Below are 15,871 nucleotides of genomic sequence, written 5' to 3'. Positions count from 1 at the left end.
AACGGATACATCCGGTATGGATTAAGGACTGCAGAACATAATGGAACGTCGCAAGGTGGGGATTCTCGGCGCGACCGGTACCGTCGGCCAGCGCTTTATTCAACTTCTGGACCAGCACCCGTGGTTTGAGATCACGTGGGTTGCGGCAAGCGATCGTTCGGCGGGCAAACGCTACGCCGACGCCGCCAAATGGAAGCTGGACACCCCCATGCCCGCGCGCATTGCGGACCTGGTACTGCAACCGAACACGCCTGCTGCCAACACCGGTGACGTGCCGAAGATCATCTTCGCCGCGCTGGACAGCGACATTGCCAAGGAACTGGAGCCGCAGTTTGCAGACGCGGGATGCGCTGTCATCTCCAACTCGTCCGCCTTCCGCATGACTCCGGATGTACCGCTGGTAGTGCCTGAGGTCAATGCAGACCATCTGCCTCTGCTGACGAAGCAGGCTGCCTACACATCGAAAAGTGGTGGCTACATTGTCACCAACCCCAACTGCTCGGCCATTGGCCTGGTGCTTGCGCTGAAGCCGCTGGAAGAGCGTTTCGGGATTGAGTCGCTATTCGTGAGCACCATGCAGGCCGTTAGCGGCGCTGGCTATCCCGGCGTGCCTTCGCTGGACATTCTGGGCAACGTGGTTCCCTTCATCAAGAACGAAGAGGAAAAGCTGCAAGAAGAAGTGGGCAAGCTGCTGGGCAGCTTCAACGGCAATGGCATTGACATGCTGCCGGCAAAGGTCAGCGCGCACTGCAACCGCGTTGCCGTGATCGACGGTCACACAGAGTGCGTCTCCATCAAGTTCAAGAAGCCCGTCACGCGCGAAGAAATTCTCGCCGCATGGGCTGAGTTCCAGCCGCTGGCGCAGCATCATCTACCTACCGCACCTGCGCATCCGGTGATCTTCACCGACGCGCCGGATCGTCCGCAGCCACGCTTTGACGTGGGTGCAGGCAATGGCATGAGCACCACCGTGGGTCGGCTGCGTGAGTGCCCGCTGCTGGACTGGAAGTTTGTCCTGCTGAGCCACAACACACTGCGCGGAGCCGCTGGCGCTGCGGTTCTGAACGCAGAAGTCCTCGCAAAGATGGATTTGCTGCCCGGAAAGCATCTGCACACCAAGACTGGAGCAGGGCTTGCCGAGAATGAGTTGGTGAACGCATGAGCAATGCATCCCGTCCGCAACTCGTTGTGATGAAATTTGGTGGCACCTCCGTAGAGGACGCCGCTGCAATCCGCCGCACCGCAGCTGTTGTGCGTGGCCGCCGCGAAAAGGGTTTGGAAGTTGTCGTTGTTGTCTCAGCAATGGCGAAGGTGACAGACACGCTTCTGGCCGCTGCAGCAGCAGCCGGTCATGGTGACAAGTCCGGTGCACTGGCACTATCTGCGCGTCTGCGTTCGCGCCACTTGGAAACCGCAGGTGAATTGGTGAAGCAGCCGCAGTTGAATGTGTTGCTAAACCACATCCAGCACGACTTCGATCATCTGGACGATCTGCTGCGTGGCATTGCCGCCGTGGGTGAACTTACTCCGCGCACAACGGACAACGTGGTGAGCTACGGTGAACGCCTCAGCAGCCAGATTGTTGCCGCTGCATTCGATGCTGCCGGGATCAAGGGTATCCATCTCGACGCACGCCAGTGCATCGTCACCGATGACGGCTACGGCAAGGCGATCCCGAATGAAGCCTTGATTGAAGCGCGCTTGAAGGAACATGCGCTTCCTTTGATTGAACAGGGACTGACGCCGGTTATGGGTGGCTTTATCGGTGCCACCGAAAAAGGCATCACAACAACACTGGGCCGCGGTGGCAGTGACTTCTCTGCTGCGCTGGTTGGCGGCGGTCTGCATGGCGGCGCCATTGAAATCTGGACGGACGTCAACGGCATCATGACGACCGATCCGCGCATCTGCCCGGACGCGTTGCGTGTGAAGACCATCTCGTTTGAAGAAGCAGCGGAACTCGCTTACTTCGGCGCGAAGGTGTTGCATCCTGCAACAATCCTGCCCGCTGTGCAGCAGAACATTCCTGTGTTCGTGCTCAACAGCCGCAACGCTGCAAACGAAGGCACACGTATCAGCGCTGTTGCACCGCCGTGCCGTTCGCCGTTCAAGTGCATTGCGGTAAAGAAGAAGCTGACCATCGTGGACATCGTCGCCAGCCGCATGCTGATGACGCATGGCTATCTGAAGGCAGTCTTCGACGTCTTCGACAAGCACAAGGTCGTCATCGATATGGTTTCCACTTCGGAGGTCTCCATCTCCGTCACAGTGGACACCAGTGACAAGCTGCCGCAGATTGCAGAAGACCTTTCGAAGATTGCCGACGTGAAGTACGAGAGTAACAAGGCGCTGGTCTGCCTGGTGGGCGAGGATATTCGCGGACACGCTGGCATTGCAGGCAAAGTTTTCACTGCGATTGGCCACGTAAACGTGCGCATGATTTCTCAGGGTGCCAGCGAAATCAACATGAGTTTCATGATCGAAGAGGATGATGCATCAGAGGCGATCCGTTCGCTGCACAGTACCTTCTTCGCCGATCCTGATCCGAACATCTTTGATCTGGATGCACGCGCCAACACCACCGGCGCACCACCAGTGAACGAACCAGCACGCATCACGGTGCAGTAAACGCTTTTGAAGAGGCCCGGCTTCGGCCGGGCCGTTCCATCGGAATCATCAACAAGGGGCTTGAGCCCCTGAAGGAAAACCAACCATGCGGATGCTGGTTCTGGGACACGGCAAGACAGGCAAGCTGGTAGCAGAGGTCGCCACAGAGCGCGGCCATGGCGTACACGTTCTGGATGCGAAGGAAAACCCGCGCGGAGCAGCGCTCACGGCGCCCTTCGTCGCAGGCTTTGATGTGGTGATTGACTTCACCACGCCCGAAGCAGTGCTGACGAATCTGCGCGCATGTCTCGCCGTAGGGGCGAAGGTAGTTGTAGGTACAACGGGTTGGTATCAGCAGCTGAACGACATGACCAGCCTGGCAATCCGCAAGGATGCTGCACTGCTCCACGGCACAAACTACTCCATCGGCGTTCAGGTAATGCTGCAACTTGCCAAGCAGATGACCGACTCGCTGAAGAAGTACGGTTACGACTTCAAGATTGAAGAGACGCATCACACGCAGAAGCTGGATGCGCCCAGCGGCACCGCCGTCAGCATTCAGCAAGCGATGAACGCAGCTGGCGAAGTGCCCATCGAATCCATCCGTGAGGGTGATGTAGCAGGCATTCACATTGCTGAAGCCATCAGCGCAGGCGACAAACTCAGCCTGCGTCATGAGGCCTTTGGCCGCCGTGGTTTCGCAGAAGGTGCGGTGCGCGCCGCCGAGTGGCTCAGCACACGCAAGGGTGTCTACGACTTCCGCGACATCTTCACGCAGATCTAAAACTTTGCAAGGCCCGGCTTCGGTCGGGCCTTTTCGTCTTACAAGCAACACGAGGCTTCGTCCTCTGAGGGAACGCATCTATGTCGAACAAGCCGTTTGCCAATCTCACCTTTGATGAAAAGCTCGACCGCCTTGCACTTGTCGCCGTTCGCGTTGGCCTGAACCTCCAGGAAGGCCAGGAAGTTGTCGTCACTGCATCGCTTGACCACATTCCGTTCATCCGCAAAGTTGTAGCAGAGGCGTACAAGGCAGGCGCATACGCTGTGACGGTGCTCTATCAGGATGACGTGGCAGCACTCGCGCGCTACCAGAACGCTCCGGACGCCGCATTCGACTACACACCTAAGTGGCTGGCCGACGGCATTGCAGACGCGTTTCGCAGCAACGCCGCGCGGCTTGGCATTACCGGCGCGAACCCAGCATTGCTAAAGGATCAGGACCCCAGCAAGATCAGCCGCGCCAACGTGGCTGCATCCAAAGCCATGAAGCCTGCGATGGAACTGGTGACGCGCCACGCCATCAACTGGAGCATCCTCGCCGGTGCAACACCAGCATGGGCCAAGCTCGTATTCCCTGACCTGCCGGAGAACGAAGCCGTCGCTCGCCTGTGGGACGCCATCTTCTCCGCATCGCGCATTACCGGCGACGACCCAGTTGCTGACTGGAAGCAGCACGGCGAAAACATCATGAAGCGCGTGGCCCTGCTGAATGACAAGCGCTATCACGCGCTACACTTCCGCGGCCCCGGAACTGATCTTGTCGTTGGTCTTGCTGACGATCATCTGTGGGCCGGTGGCGGAGGCGTCTGCGGCAACGGCATCTTCTGCAATGCGAACATTCCCACGGAAGAATGCTTCACCACACCGCACAAGGACCGTGTGAACGGCACCGTGACTGCGTCGAAGCCACTGTCGCATCAAGGCACGCTGATTGAGAACATCAGCGTCCGCTTCGAAAACGGCAAGATCGTGGAAGCGCACGCCACCGCTGGCGAAGAGGCGCTGAAGAAGCTCATCGCCGTAGACGATGGCGCAAGCCGCCTCGGCGAAGTCGCACTCGTACCGCACTCATCACCCATTGCACAGAGCGGCCTGCTCTTCTGGAACACGCTGTTCGATGAAAACGCAGCCAGCCACATTGCTCTGGGCCAGGCGTACGCCACCTGCATCAAGGACGGCGAGACGATGGACGAAGCAACGCTGAACAGCAAGGGCGCAAACAGCAGCCTGATCCACGTGGACTGGATGATTGGTTCCGGCAAGATGGATGTACACGGCGTCTTCGCAGATGGCACAGAAGAGCCACTGATGCGTCTCGGCGAGTGGGTATAAGCAATGTCGTCGCAGATGCTTCGCTTATCACTCAGTGTGGCTGCAGCATCTGCGCTTGTTATCCCCGGCATACTCGTTCTCGCCGACTACTTTATGTCTGATAGTCCATGGCTTATCCCCTTCGCTGCCGCCAACCTGCCGGGGCTCGTTGCTGCATTTCCCTTTGCAATACTTGGGATCGGCGGCCACAACGCACATGATCCATCTTTGGTGATTACGGCATTCGCTAGTGCCGTGTTTTGGGCTATGCTCTTCTATTACTTGCTCGGTAAGAAGTTAGGGAAGGCCAGCTAATGCCCGCACATGAAATGAAGTCAACCCGACTGGAAGCCTTCAGTGACGGCGTCATCGCCGTCATCATCACTATCATGGTGCTGGAGCTTCACGTGCCGGAGGCGCACGGCTTCGCGGGTTTCCTTCACATCCTGCCGCGCCTGGGCATCTATGGACTGAGCTTTCTTGTGGTGGCGATTTACTGGGTGAACCACCATGACCTCTGCAGTCGCACTGAGGTCATCAACTACCGCGTGCTCTGGGCGAATCTGCTCTTCCTCTTCACGTTGTCGCTCCTGCCCTATTTCACGGACTACGTCGCCGAACATCACTACGACTCGTTCTCCACTGCGCTCTATACCGTCACCTTCATCGTCGTTGCGATAGGGTTTCTGGTGCTGCGACTCTCGCTCAACGGCCTGCATGACGATCATGAGGAAAAGCTGCCCAGCCGTGATCGCAAAGAGACCGTGAAACACATCACCAGTCTGGCTCTCTACGTCATCGCCCTTCCAGTGGCGTATTACAAACCGATCCTGTCGCTGGCGCTGGATTTTGCGGTAACGCTGATCTGGATCGTGCCGGAGTTGGGCACCCAACGTCCATCGCACCGCAAACACCGCGGTTAGCACCAGCCTTCGTCTTTCACGAAGCGCGTATCAAGAAACAAACCGGAACGCGATACACTCAACAGTGGTATGGAACCCGCGATTATTACTGGACTCGGCACTGCAATCATCACCCCTTTTCACCCGGACGAGAGCGTCGATCACGCTTCGCTGAAGAAACTGGTGGAAGCGCAGATTGCAGGTGGTGTCGATTTCCTGGTGGCCTGTGGTTCCACGGGCGAAGCCAGCACCCTGACCGAAGACGAGACGGATGCGGTCATCGCGACCGTGATTGAAGCTGCTACTGGACGCATCCCTGTTGTAGCTGGGTGCACGCACAACAGCACACGTGAGGCCGTCGCGCGCGCGCAACGCATTGCGAAGATCAAGGGCCTGAGCGGCATCCTTACCGCCAACCCGTATTACAACAAGCCCACACAACAGGGCCAGTATCTACACTTCAAGGCCATCGCGGACGCCGTCGCGCCGCTGCCGGTGCTGCTCTACAACATCCCCGGACGCACGGCCGCAAACCTGCTTCCGGAGACAGTCGTGCGTCTGGCTGAGTTGCCAAATGTCATCGGCATCAAGGAATCCAGCGGCAATCTTGCGCAGATCGGCGAACTACTCGCCATCAAGCCTGCAAGTTTCGCCGTCTTCTCCGGCGACGATTATCTTGCGCTTCCCATCGTTGCGGGCGGTGGCGTGGGACTGATCTCTGTGGCGTCGAACGTTGCTCCTAAGGAAGTGAAGGCAGTGGTCACTGCTGCACTTTCCGGCAACCGAGAAGCAGCCTCAGAAGCTGCCAGTAAGGTTCACGCGTTGAACACGGTGCTCTTTGCTGAACCCAACCCAGCGCCCACCAAGGCTCTGCTGGCAGCGATGAAGATCGCCGCAGGCGATACGCTTCGTCTCCCCATGCTGCCGGTTGGCGACAAGACGCGCGAATCGCTACATAAAATCGCCACGGAACTCCATCTGCTGTAATCGATTTGCTGACATAGAATGACGCCGCAACGAAGTGTTCTCCCTCTGCTATCAAACGATAGCGAGAGGAGTTACACATTCATGGCTTCCTGGAAAACATTCGGCCTGTCTGCGGTGGCAGTAGCCGCCCTGGCATTGGCTGCTCCCAGTACAGATCGCGCGCAGGTTTCAATCGGCGTCAACCTTGGCCCTGCACCGATCTGCCCTTACGGCTACTTTGACTATGCGCCCTATGCCTGCGCACCCTACGGTTATTACGGCCCGGACTGGTTTACCGGTGGCGTTTTCATCGGCGCCGGCCCGTGGTTCCACGGACCGCACGGTTTCTACGGTCACGTAGACAACCGCTATGACCCGCATTATGGCTACCACGGTCCAATGCCCGCCCGCGGTGAAGTGCCTTTCAATCACTTCCACGGTAACGAAGCACGCGATGGACAGGGCCACATTGGCAATGCACCTCACGGACCGGAAGGCGAACATGCGCCGGGCTTCTCAGGCCACGGCGGACCTGGCGGTGTTGGCCATCCCGGTGGTGGCGGCGGACACCACTAAACCGCAGCAGGATGAGAAAAGAGCCGTCGTCTTCATGGCGACGGCTCTTTCATTTACAAGGCGGACACCTTCCGCTTGATAAACTTTCTTCATGCCTTTGAATGATCTGGAACAGCGCATCGAGCATGCGTTTTCGCTTGGCGCATCCGCTGCCGCCGACCCGAACTCTCTCATCGCCTTCAACGAACTCCGCGACGCTCTGGAAGCCGGAACCATCCGCTCCGCCGAGCCTGACGCCACTAGCCCCATCGGCTGGAAGGTGAATGCGTGGGTTAAGCGCGGTATCCTGCTGGGCTTCCGTCTCGGCAACCTGATCGAGATGTCGGCGGGTTCCTTCGTCGACAAACACACCTACCCCGCGCGCACCTTCGCTGCAGAGCAGGGCATCCGGGTTGTTCCCGGCGGATCCAGCGTCCGCGCAGGCGCATACCTTGCAAAGTCTGTCGTGATGATGCCGCCTGCATACGTCAACGTGGGTGCGTACGTCGATGAAGGCACCATGGTCGACTCGCACGCTCTTGTTGGCTCCTGCGCGCAGATTGGAAAGCGTGTTCACCTGAGCGCCGCTGCACAGATCGGTGGCGTGCTGGAACCCGTGAACGCGACCCCCGTCATCATCGAAGATGATGTGCTGGTTGGCGGCAACACCGGCGTGTACGAGGGAACGATCGTTCGCAGCAAGGCCGTTCTGGCCGCTGGAACCATCCTGACTCGCGGCACACCGGTCTATGACGTAGTGAACAACACCGTCATCAAGGCCACAGCCGAGACTCCGCTGATCATCCCGTCGGGCGCGGTTGTCGTTCCGGGATCGCGCGCCATCACCAAGGCTGGTGCGGAGGGACTCAGCGTGTACACCCCCGTCATCGTGAAGTACCGCGATGAGAAGACCGAGCTGTCACTCGCGCTGGAAGATCTGCTGCGTTAAGAACATCCATCCGAATCCCCGCCGGAGAGAGCCGATGCTGCGAACGCTGTTGCACGACGACCACGAGCATTACGACAGTGACGGCTTTCGCCTGCGGGGACTTGGCTTTTCTCGCCTGGACGGATTCTCTGACGTTGTCTTCGGCTTTGCGCTCACGCTGCTCGTCGTCTCGCTCGAAGTCCCACGCGATTTCGGCGAGCTGCATCATCTTCTTGCGGGGTTTGTTCCCTTTGGCGTGAGCTTTCTCCTGCTGATGCTGGTGTGGTTCGGCCACTTCAACATCTTCCGTCGCCTTGGGACGCACGACGCCGGGACGCTCTGGCTGAACGGCATGCTGCTGTTCGTCATTTTGTTTTATGTCTATCCGTTGAAGTTCTTGTTTCTGTCGGCCTTCGGGCAGAGTGGCCAGTTGGAAATCGGCAAGATGCAGGAACTGGTAGTGCTGTATGCGGGTGGCTTCGCCACAATCTACTACCTATTCGCCGCGCTATACGCCAATGGCTATCGTCAGCGGGAGGCGCTGCAATTTACGCCGCTGGAGCGTGGGCTAACGCGCAACTTCATCCTGGAGGAAAGCGGAACAGCAACCATTGGCGTGCTGGTCTGCATTGTGGCCCTCACCATGCCCAACCGCGCTGCCACCGCCTGCCTGCTATTCCTGCTCATCGCCCCGTGGAAAAGCTACATGGGCTATCGCTGCGGCCACCTGAAGCGCTCCATGGACGCGCAGGCGAGTGCAATCCAACAACCGCAAGCTGAGTAGGCAGCCGCCGCTCTGTGCCTGAAGTTCTAAATCGTAAAGACACGTCCATCGAACGCCAAACCTACCGATGCTAACCTGAAGTCCATCGGCGACGAAGACAGAGCTGCGGCTCCCCCACTGCACACCTGGTACTGGCGATCTAAAGATATGCAAACCGCTTCGAACGCACGCTCGTCTCGCACTCTCCCGGCTTTGCCTACGGAGTTGCGATGGTTCATGATCATCAGCCTTGTGTGCCTTGCGCTCTCCATCCTGAGCGTGGTGCTGCGTGTGTTGCTGGTGCATGTGCCGCAGCATGGTCTGCCTTCGGCCATCTACACCAAGGATTGGTTTGGCGATGTGTACGCCTACATCGGGAAGGTGGACATCATCCACTCTCCGACTATGTACACGGAGGGCGTTCGTTATTACTACCCCGCTCCGGCGATCTTCGTGTATGTCTTCCTGCATTGGTTTGCAGGCCCCGCTCGCATCTTCGCAAGAAGCTGCTATGCGCTGGTAGGAATCGCACTGGCCGCCATTGCGCTCATGTGCATGCGGATGCATCGCGCCTTGCAGGAACGCGGCATCAATGCAAAGCAGTCATTCTTGTTCCTGCTTACCGCTCTCGTCTGCAGTTGGCCCGTCGATTACGCATTGCACCAGGGCAACATCGAGGCTTTGCTGTGGGTGGGCGTCGCAGTGGCGCTTTGGGCCTATTACCGTCGAAACTGGTGGCTTTTCGCCGTCCTGATCGGTATCTTCGGTTCGGCAAAAATTTATCCGATGCTGTTCCTGGCTCTGTGCCTGCGTCCCCGTAAATTCATGCCGATGCTTCTCTCCATCGCAGTATTCGCTGGAGTCACCGTGGCGTCACTGGCCTATCTTGGGCCAAATGTTTTGGAAGCGAACCGACGAGTCTCCGAGGGTGTCCACATCTTCGGCGCCCTGAATCTGGCGCCAGCCTTCGCGTGGCCGGGCGCAGCCATGTTTGAGCATTCCTTCTGCGGTTTTCTGCACCTGCTTTTGGACGGCCATCCGTCCATCCTTATGCCCATCCTCAAGGTTTACCTGCCCACACTGGGCGTTGTCCTCATGGTGGCCTTCTTCGCGCGGGTATGGAAGATGCCGCGGGCAAATCAGGTCTTGTTCATTGCACTGGCCTGCGTCTCTGCGCCTACGATGTCGTTGGATTACACGCTGGAGCTCCTCTATATCCCGTTTGCATGGATTGTCCTGGCGATTGCGGAAGCTGCCATGGAAGGCAGACGCATTCCCGGAGCAACCGCCACCATGGCCTGCTTCGCCCTGGTGCTCTCCCCGGAACTGTTCATTTACATCGGCGGACGGGATCTCTACGGCCAGTCAAAAGCCGTTGTCCTGGCCGTTATGTTCTTTCTTGCATTGCGCTATCCCTTTACAGATGGCAACGATGCGGCCTTAGCCGGTGTACAGCATGAACAGAAGTCCGCGCCCTTTGCAGTGACCCCGTTGCCCAACGCTTCAAGACCCTAAATGCCCCTCAATCTGGCCAATGCCCACCCCCAGAGTGCTACCCTGAAAGTCCATGGGTAACGAAACACTGAAAGTAATCCCGCTGGGCGGTCTGGGCGAGTTCGGCATGAACTGCATGGCCATCCAGTGGAAAGACGACATCATCGTCATCGACGCCGGCCTGATGTTCCCCGAGGACGACCTCCTCGGTGTTGACATTGTCGTGCCCGACATTACCTATCTGCTGGAAAACCGAGACAAGGTCCGCGGCATCATCCTCACGCACGGCCACGAGGACCACATAGGCGGCCTGCCCCGCATCCTGTCGCAGTTGAACGTTCCGGTCTATGGCACCGAGTTCACGCTGACCTACGTGGAAGGCAAGCTCGAAGAGCACAAGCTGTTGGACGACGCTGATCTGATCGAGATGCTGCCCGGCGAGAACTTCGTCCTGGGGCCGTTCAAGATTTCGCCCATCCGCGTTACCCATTCGCTAGTAGATTGCGTTGCGCTGGCCATTCGCACGCCCGTGGGAACCATCGTCCACACCGGCGACTTCAAGATCGACCTCAGTTCGCCTGACGGCAAGCCCTTTGACCTGCACTCCTTCGCGGAACTGGGCAAAGAAGGCGTCCTCCTGCTGCTGCAGGACAGCACCAACTGCGACCGCCCCGGCTACACGCCCGGCGAACTCGCCGTGAAGCCGAGGCTGGACGAAATCTTTGCGCGCACCGAGAAGCGCCTCTTCTTCTCCTGCTTCTCGTCGTCCATCCACCGCATCAAGCTGGCAATGGAACTGGCGCACAAGCACAACCGCAAGGTCGCGCTGATCGGCCGCTCTATGGACAACTCCACCGAGATCGCTATGGATCTGGGCTACATCGATCCGCCGCAGGGCCTCCTCATCCATAGTGGCCAGATCAAGGACCTGCCGCCGGAACAGGTCTGCGTGCTCATCAGCGGAACGCAGGGCGAACCCATGTCCGCGCTCAGCCGCGCTGCAGTGGACAACCACAAGCACGCGCGCATTGAACCCGGCGACACCGTGATCTTCTCCTCACGCGTCATTCCCGGTAACGAGAAGCCCATCTACAACGTCATCGATCACCTCTACCGCCGCAAGGCAAAGGTCATCCACGACGACGGCAAGAGCGGCCTCATCCACGTCAGCGGCCACGCATCACAGGAAGAACTGCGCCTGATGATCAACCTGCTGCGCCCCAAGTTCTTCGTGCCCGTCCATGGCGACTATCGCCACCTGACGCAGCACGTCGAAATCGCTGTAGGCACCGGCATCCCAGAAAAGGCCATGCTCATTGAAGATGGCGAAGTGTTGGAATTGACCGGAACATCCATTGAGAAGACCGGCAAAGTCGCCAGCGGACGCATCCTCATCGACTCTGGCTCCACTGCTGATGTGGTGGAAGACATCATCATCCGCGATCGCCGCCACCTGAGCGAAGCGGGATTGGTGATGGCCATCATCACCATCGACAAGATGACGGGCAAGCAGGCCGGACCTCCAGAAATCGTGACCCGCGGATTCGCCGTAAACGAAGAGGGCATCATGTCCGACGCCCGCAACATCATCGGCCGCACATTGGAAGAAAGCAGCGCAGAAGAGAAGCGCGACTGGATCCTGATCAAGGAAAAAATCCGCGCCGACCTGAAGCGCTACATCCAGAAGAACACGCAGCGCAGACCAATGATCATGCCGGTGATTCTGGAGATCTGATACACGGTCGCCGTGCTGAGGCTCTATTCATAGGGAACGAGGTTTCCTATGAATAGACGACAGATGATCGCCGCACTCTCCGCCTCGGCACTTGTGAACGCAACCGGTCGCCGTGCCGAGGCAGAAGGCGCACCACGACTCACTGAGTCAAAGGTCTACCAGTTCTCTGCCTTGCCCACGGTGCCATTTCCAAGCGGACAAGTGGACCAGGTAGTGCTTCACGGCTTGATTGCAACAGGCGAAGCCCTGGAAGTCCACGAGACCACTCTGCCGCCAGGGCAGATGCCACACCCATCCCACCACCACCGCCACTCGGAATTGATGCTGGTGCGGTCAGGCCAACTTGAGTTCGACAACAACGGCCAAAAGACGACCGCAGGCCCCGGAGGCGTTTTCTTCGTAGCCTCAAACGTACCCCACGCGGTCAAATGCGTGGGCGACGTCGCAGCGAACTACTACGTCATCGCCATCGGCCGCGACTAATCTTCGCAGTACACTCTACGGGAGCAAAGCTACGAATGAACTTCGACCAAGCCAAACTCTCCCGACGCAAGTTTCTCCGCGATACCGCCGCAAGCGCAGCCGTTCTTGCTGCAGCACAAGCTGCACATGCTGCTCCCAAGTCCACAACTAAGAAGAAGCCGAACATCCTTTGGATCATGTCGGATGAGCACAACTACGCCATCACCGGTGCGTACGGCAACAAGCTGGTGCAGACGCCGCACATCGATTCGCTTGCGGCCAAAGGTATTACCTTTGACACGCATTACTGCAACTCGCCCCTGTGTGTGCCTTCGCGCGCATCGTTGACCGCGGGCAAGTATGCCTCGCGTGTGGATGCGTGGGGACTTACCAGCGAACTGCCCGATGCCAACATGGCCACGTTGCCACGCGTGCTGAATGCCGCAGGTTACAAGAGCTATCTATGCGGCAAGCAGCATTACGACTACACGCGGCGTTACGGATTCATTGAGTGGGGCGGCAACTTCAACAACAACTACAAGACCGGCGAAGGCCATCGCGATGCGCCCACGCATCTGACGCAATCTTCCCTCTCTGACCGCTTCGAATCGTTCCATCCCGGTGACCACTCCAGCATCATGAATCACGACCAGAAGGTCACCGCAGGAACATTGGACTTCTTCGCACAGCACAAGGACGCGGACGAGCCATGGTTCCTCTTCGTTGGCTATCTCGCGCCGCACTTCCCTCTGACCGTGCCGCAGCAATACTTCGATCGTTACAAGGACAAGGTGCCCATGCCGGAGATTCCCGAGGGCTACCTTGATTCCTTGCCACTGAACTACAAGGTGCAGCGCGCAGGCTTCCAAGAGATTGGCGTTCCAGACGCCGTCGTAAAGCAAGGACGCGAGTGCTACTACGGCCTGACCAACTGGGTCGATGACGAGATTGGCAAAGTGCTCGCCGCGCTTGAGGCACACCCGCACATCGCGGAGAACACCATCATTGTGTACAGCAGTGACCACGGCGAAAACATGGGCGAGCATGGCATGTGGTGGAAGAACAACATGTTTGAAACCGCCGCACGTGTACCGCTCATCGTGAGTTATCCCAAACGCTGGAAGGGTGGTCAGCGACGCAAAGGCGCGAGCTCACATCTGGACCTGGTGCAAACACTGATTGAAGTTGGCGGCGGCACTGCACCAAAAGATTGGAACGGCATCTCGATGCTCGCATGGATGGATAACTCCACGCACAAGTGGAAGGACACAGCTGTCAGTGAGTACTGGGCGCAGTTCACCTCCAGCGGCTATGCCATGGTTCGCCAGGGCGACTGGAAATACGTCTACCACTGCGTGATTGACGCGCAACATCCAGACGAACACGAACTGTACTTCCTCCCCGACGATCCCAAGGAGCTTCACAACCTGGCTTCATTGCCTGAACACAAACAACGCATTGTGAACATGCACAAGGTGTTGGTTGCAGAACTCGGTCAAGACCCGAATCTGATTGAACAACGCAGTCGCAAGCAGCTTGCCGAGGGCTATCACCGCACCGATCCCAAGCCCAATCCGAAAGCGGGCGAAGCTGGCTAGCACTTAGTGCGATTTCATCGAAACGCAAGCAATGTTCACCAGATGAGAAGGCACGAGGTGACGCAGTATCTCGAAAGATGCCGATAATCTTCCCGTTTCGCATGAAATGCGGCAGGAATTTCCCTGCGAGTAATAACAGAGCAAACGAAACACCGCATGATTGCTGTTGTTTCGTTTTGGTGAATAACGTGCACGTGATCCCTTGAGAATTCAATCCCCCAGGATCGTGACGTATGCACCTATGGACCGAATACGAAGACAATGTTCTTGCCGGTTACCCCATCCTCCGGCTACTCCGCTCTGAAGGTCGTAGCGCCTTCTTCAGCACCACAACGCCCGATGGCCAACCGGCCCTGCTACGCCTGACCGAATCACACTTTGACGAGAGCGAACTCGTAGGCAGATGGCGAAAGATCTCTGCCGTCACGCATCCCAATCTGCAGGCTATCAAGCATTGCGGACAGATCACGTTTGACAGCGTTCCACTTGCCTGCTGCCTGTTAGAGCCCATCGATGCCAGCCTGGCCGACGTGCTGCGCGACCGCCCACTGACACTCGACGAAACAAAAGAAGTAGCAGAAGCCGTGGCAGGTGCACTCGCCGCACTGCACGCCACAGAACTCATCCATGAGCATCTGGATGCCTCCAACGTTTACGCCCATGGCGAAGTGGTGAAACTGCGTAGCGATTGCGCCCGCGAATGCATCGGCGATTTTGAAGCCGACACGCCTGAATCACATGAAGCTCTGCGCAAGCGCGATGTCCGCGACCTGGGGCTGCTGCTGCTGCGTTGTCTTGCACTTGAATGGCAAGGGCCGGCATCTATGAAGCTGCCAAGCCCTATGGATCGCATCGTTCCCAATGCACTCAATGGCACCATAACGGCGCAAGGTGTCGTCGACATCCTAAACAACTTGAAGCCTGCTCCCATCGCAAAGCCAGCGCCAGTTGCTGCTGTTGCGAATGAGCAGCCATCCAACGCCGTCAAACCGCAGCCCGCTTCGCAAAGCGCAGCGAACTCTCCCGATGCGGTACTGGGAGCCCTGGCAAGCCGCGAAGCATCCGCAAAGACTGCTGCATCAGAACCACGTCGCACCCAACCATCCACAACAAAGTCAGATGATCCGTTCGACGTGGGCTTAGGAAGCCTGCGCAATGAACCGCGTTATCAGGCAGGCACGGAGTCCGCAGCATCCGCGATGTGGAAGCGAATGCGGCCCCTCATGCCGCGTCCCATCAGCCGCAAGGCCTATGCAATCTCCGGCTCACTCCTAGCGCTCTTCGCAATCGTCATGTGGATGACCTTCCACAACAGCGAACCAACGCCGTCAGAAACGCACGCTGCTGTGGTCGCGCAAGCACCCGTCGAAGCACAGCCACAACCTGCGCAACCAGCCGCGACCAAGACGCCGTCACCTTCCGCAACGGCTTCGCTGCTCACATCAACAGCGCAAGCAGGCTGGCGCGTGATCGCTTACACCTACAATCACGAGCAACAGGCACAGGCCAAAGCGCTGCAACTCCAGCAGAAGTACATGGGGCTACAACCGCAGGTCTTTTCCCCTACTGGTCACGCGCCATACTTCGTTGCACTGGGCGGCCCACTGGATTCATCCAGCGCATTCGCACTTCGCAACCGCGCCCGCCAATCCGGCCTGCCAAGAGACACCTACGCACGCAACTTCTAGAACACATCACAAACACAGAGCACAACGGCGGCCCACAAGGCCGCCGTTGTGTTTGCCTGCATGCAATAGAAATCGCGAT

Annotated in this window: 15 protein-coding genes; all 15 read left to right on the top strand. The window is 58.2% G+C overall.

Translation table 11 applies throughout. The features are described from left to right. Positions 1-40 precede the first annotated feature (40 nt). On the top strand, positions 41-1,162 hold the full coding sequence (gene asd / locus BLT38_RS01755) for an aspartate-semialdehyde dehydrogenase (RefSeq protein ID WP_083343630.1): 1,122 nt from the start codon (positions 41-43) through the stop codon (positions 1,160-1,162). Then, positions 1,159-2,628, top strand: coding sequence for a lysine-sensitive aspartokinase 3 (lysC, locus tag BLT38_RS01750; RefSeq protein ID WP_083343629.1), 1,470 nt, complete (start codon positions 1,159-1,161; stop codon positions 2,626-2,628). Before asd ends, lysC begins: the two co-directional genes overlap by 4 nt. An 85-nt stretch (positions 2,629-2,713) precedes the next feature. After that, positions 2,714-3,391, top strand: a complete 678-nt coding sequence (locus BLT38_RS01745; RefSeq protein ID WP_083343628.1) for a 4-hydroxy-tetrahydrodipicolinate reductase — start codon at positions 2,714-2,716, stop codon at positions 3,389-3,391. Positions 3,392-3,471: 80 nt separating this feature from the next. Further along, entirely contained in the window at positions 3,472-4,722 is a 1,251-nt protein-coding gene (locus tag BLT38_RS01740) for an aminopeptidase (protein ID WP_083343627.1), read from the top strand. A gap of 3 nt (positions 4,723-4,725) precedes the next feature. Then, positions 4,726-5,016, top strand: coding sequence for a hypothetical protein (locus tag BLT38_RS01735; protein WP_083343626.1), 291 nt, complete (start codon positions 4,726-4,728; stop codon positions 5,014-5,016). Beyond that, the gene (locus BLT38_RS01730) at positions 5,016-5,624 is read left to right on the top strand and encodes a TMEM175 family protein (protein ID WP_231966685.1); all 609 of its coding nucleotides are present in this window, start codon (positions 5,016-5,018) and stop codon (positions 5,622-5,624) included. The genes BLT38_RS01735 and BLT38_RS01730 overlap by 1 nt, the downstream gene beginning before the upstream one ends. Before the next feature lie 69 nt (positions 5,625-5,693). Continuing rightward, the gene (gene dapA / locus BLT38_RS01725; RefSeq protein WP_083343625.1) at positions 5,694-6,590 is read left to right on the top strand and encodes a 4-hydroxy-tetrahydrodipicolinate synthase; all 897 of its coding nucleotides are present in this window, start codon (positions 5,694-5,696) and stop codon (positions 6,588-6,590) included. 81 nt (positions 6,591-6,671) lie between these two features. After that, positions 6,672-7,145: a hypothetical protein gene (locus tag BLT38_RS01720; protein WP_083343624.1), complete on the top strand. Its 474-nt coding sequence runs from the start codon at positions 6,672-6,674 to the stop codon at positions 7,143-7,145. Positions 7,146-7,236: 91 nt separating this feature from the next. Beyond that, on the top strand, positions 7,237-8,073 hold the full coding sequence (locus BLT38_RS01715) for a 2,3,4,5-tetrahydropyridine-2,6-dicarboxylate N-succinyltransferase (RefSeq protein ID WP_083343623.1): 837 nt from the start codon (positions 7,237-7,239) through the stop codon (positions 8,071-8,073). Between the two features lie 34 nt (positions 8,074-8,107). Continuing rightward, on the top strand, positions 8,108-8,836 hold the full coding sequence (locus BLT38_RS01710) for a TMEM175 family protein (protein WP_172838108.1): 729 nt from the start codon (positions 8,108-8,110) through the stop codon (positions 8,834-8,836). A 216-nt stretch (positions 8,837-9,052) separates the two neighbouring features. Next, a complete protein-coding gene (locus BLT38_RS01705) occupies positions 9,053-10,330 on the top strand; it encodes a glycosyltransferase family 87 protein (RefSeq protein ID WP_172838107.1) in 1,278 nt (425 codons plus the stop codon). Positions 10,331-10,382: 52 nt separating this feature from the next. After that, positions 10,383-12,044, top strand: a complete 1,662-nt coding sequence (locus tag BLT38_RS01700) for a ribonuclease J (RefSeq protein WP_083343620.1) — start codon at positions 10,383-10,385, stop codon at positions 12,042-12,044. Between the two features lie 48 nt (positions 12,045-12,092). Beyond that, positions 12,093-12,527, top strand: coding sequence for a cupin domain-containing protein (locus BLT38_RS01695; RefSeq protein WP_083343619.1), 435 nt, complete (start codon positions 12,093-12,095; stop codon positions 12,525-12,527). A gap of 35 nt (positions 12,528-12,562) precedes the next feature. Then, positions 12,563-14,104, top strand: coding sequence for a sulfatase-like hydrolase/transferase (locus tag BLT38_RS01690; protein ID WP_172838106.1), 1,542 nt, complete (start codon positions 12,563-12,565; stop codon positions 14,102-14,104). A gap of 233 nt (positions 14,105-14,337) precedes the next feature. After that, positions 14,338-15,792 carry a hypothetical protein gene (locus tag BLT38_RS01685; RefSeq protein WP_083343617.1) on the top strand — a complete coding sequence of 485 codons (1,455 nt, stop codon included), beginning with the start codon at positions 14,338-14,340 and terminating at the stop codon, positions 15,790-15,792. Positions 15,793-15,871: the final 79 nt, after the last annotated feature.

The organism is Terriglobus roseus, from assembly GCF_900102185.1.
Lineage (GTDB): Bacteria > Acidobacteriota > Terriglobia > Terriglobales > Acidobacteriaceae > Terriglobus > Terriglobus roseus_A.
Note: the sequence above shows the minus strand (reverse complement) of the source record. Positions and strands in the feature narration are given on the sequence as shown.

What these genes read in the sequence shown, in the direction of transcription:
- BLT38_RS01735 (WP_083343626.1), top strand. Translation starts at nt 4,726, where the DNA reads ATGTCGTCGCAGATGCTTCGCTTATCACTCAGTGTGGCTGCAGCATCT.
- BLT38_RS01730 (WP_231966685.1), top strand. Translation starts at nt 5,016, where the DNA reads ATGCCCGCACATGAAATGAAGTCAACCCGACTGGAAGCCTTCAGTGAC.
- BLT38_RS01715 (WP_083343623.1), top strand. Translation starts at nt 7,237, where the DNA reads ATGCCTTTGAATGATCTGGAACAGCGCATCGAGCATGCGTTTTCGCTT.
- asd (WP_083343630.1), top strand. Translation starts at nt 41, where the DNA reads ATGGAACGTCGCAAGGTGGGGATTCTCGGCGCGACCGGTACCGTCGGC.
- BLT38_RS01710 (WP_172838108.1), top strand. Translation starts at nt 8,108, where the DNA reads ATGCTGCGAACGCTGTTGCACGACGACCACGAGCATTACGACAGTGAC.
- lysC (WP_083343629.1), top strand. Translation starts at nt 1,159, where the DNA reads ATGAGCAATGCATCCCGTCCGCAACTCGTTGTGATGAAATTTGGTGGC.
- BLT38_RS01705 (WP_172838107.1), top strand. Translation starts at nt 9,053, where the DNA reads ATGATCATCAGCCTTGTGTGCCTTGCGCTCTCCATCCTGAGCGTGGTG.
- BLT38_RS01685 (WP_083343617.1), top strand. Translation starts at nt 14,338, where the DNA reads ATGCACCTATGGACCGAATACGAAGACAATGTTCTTGCCGGTTACCCC.
- BLT38_RS01745 (WP_083343628.1), top strand. Translation starts at nt 2,714, where the DNA reads ATGCGGATGCTGGTTCTGGGACACGGCAAGACAGGCAAGCTGGTAGCA.
- BLT38_RS01695 (WP_083343619.1), top strand. Translation starts at nt 12,093, where the DNA reads ATGAATAGACGACAGATGATCGCCGCACTCTCCGCCTCGGCACTTGTG.
- BLT38_RS01720 (WP_083343624.1), top strand. Translation starts at nt 6,672, where the DNA reads ATGGCTTCCTGGAAAACATTCGGCCTGTCTGCGGTGGCAGTAGCCGCC.
- BLT38_RS01690 (WP_172838106.1), top strand. Translation starts at nt 12,563, where the DNA reads ATGAACTTCGACCAAGCCAAACTCTCCCGACGCAAGTTTCTCCGCGAT.
- BLT38_RS01740 (WP_083343627.1), top strand. Translation starts at nt 3,472, where the DNA reads ATGTCGAACAAGCCGTTTGCCAATCTCACCTTTGATGAAAAGCTCGAC.
- dapA (WP_083343625.1), top strand. Translation starts at nt 5,694, where the DNA reads ATGGAACCCGCGATTATTACTGGACTCGGCACTGCAATCATCACCCCT.
- BLT38_RS01700 (WP_083343620.1), top strand. Translation starts at nt 10,383, where the DNA reads ATGGGTAACGAAACACTGAAAGTAATCCCGCTGGGCGGTCTGGGCGAG.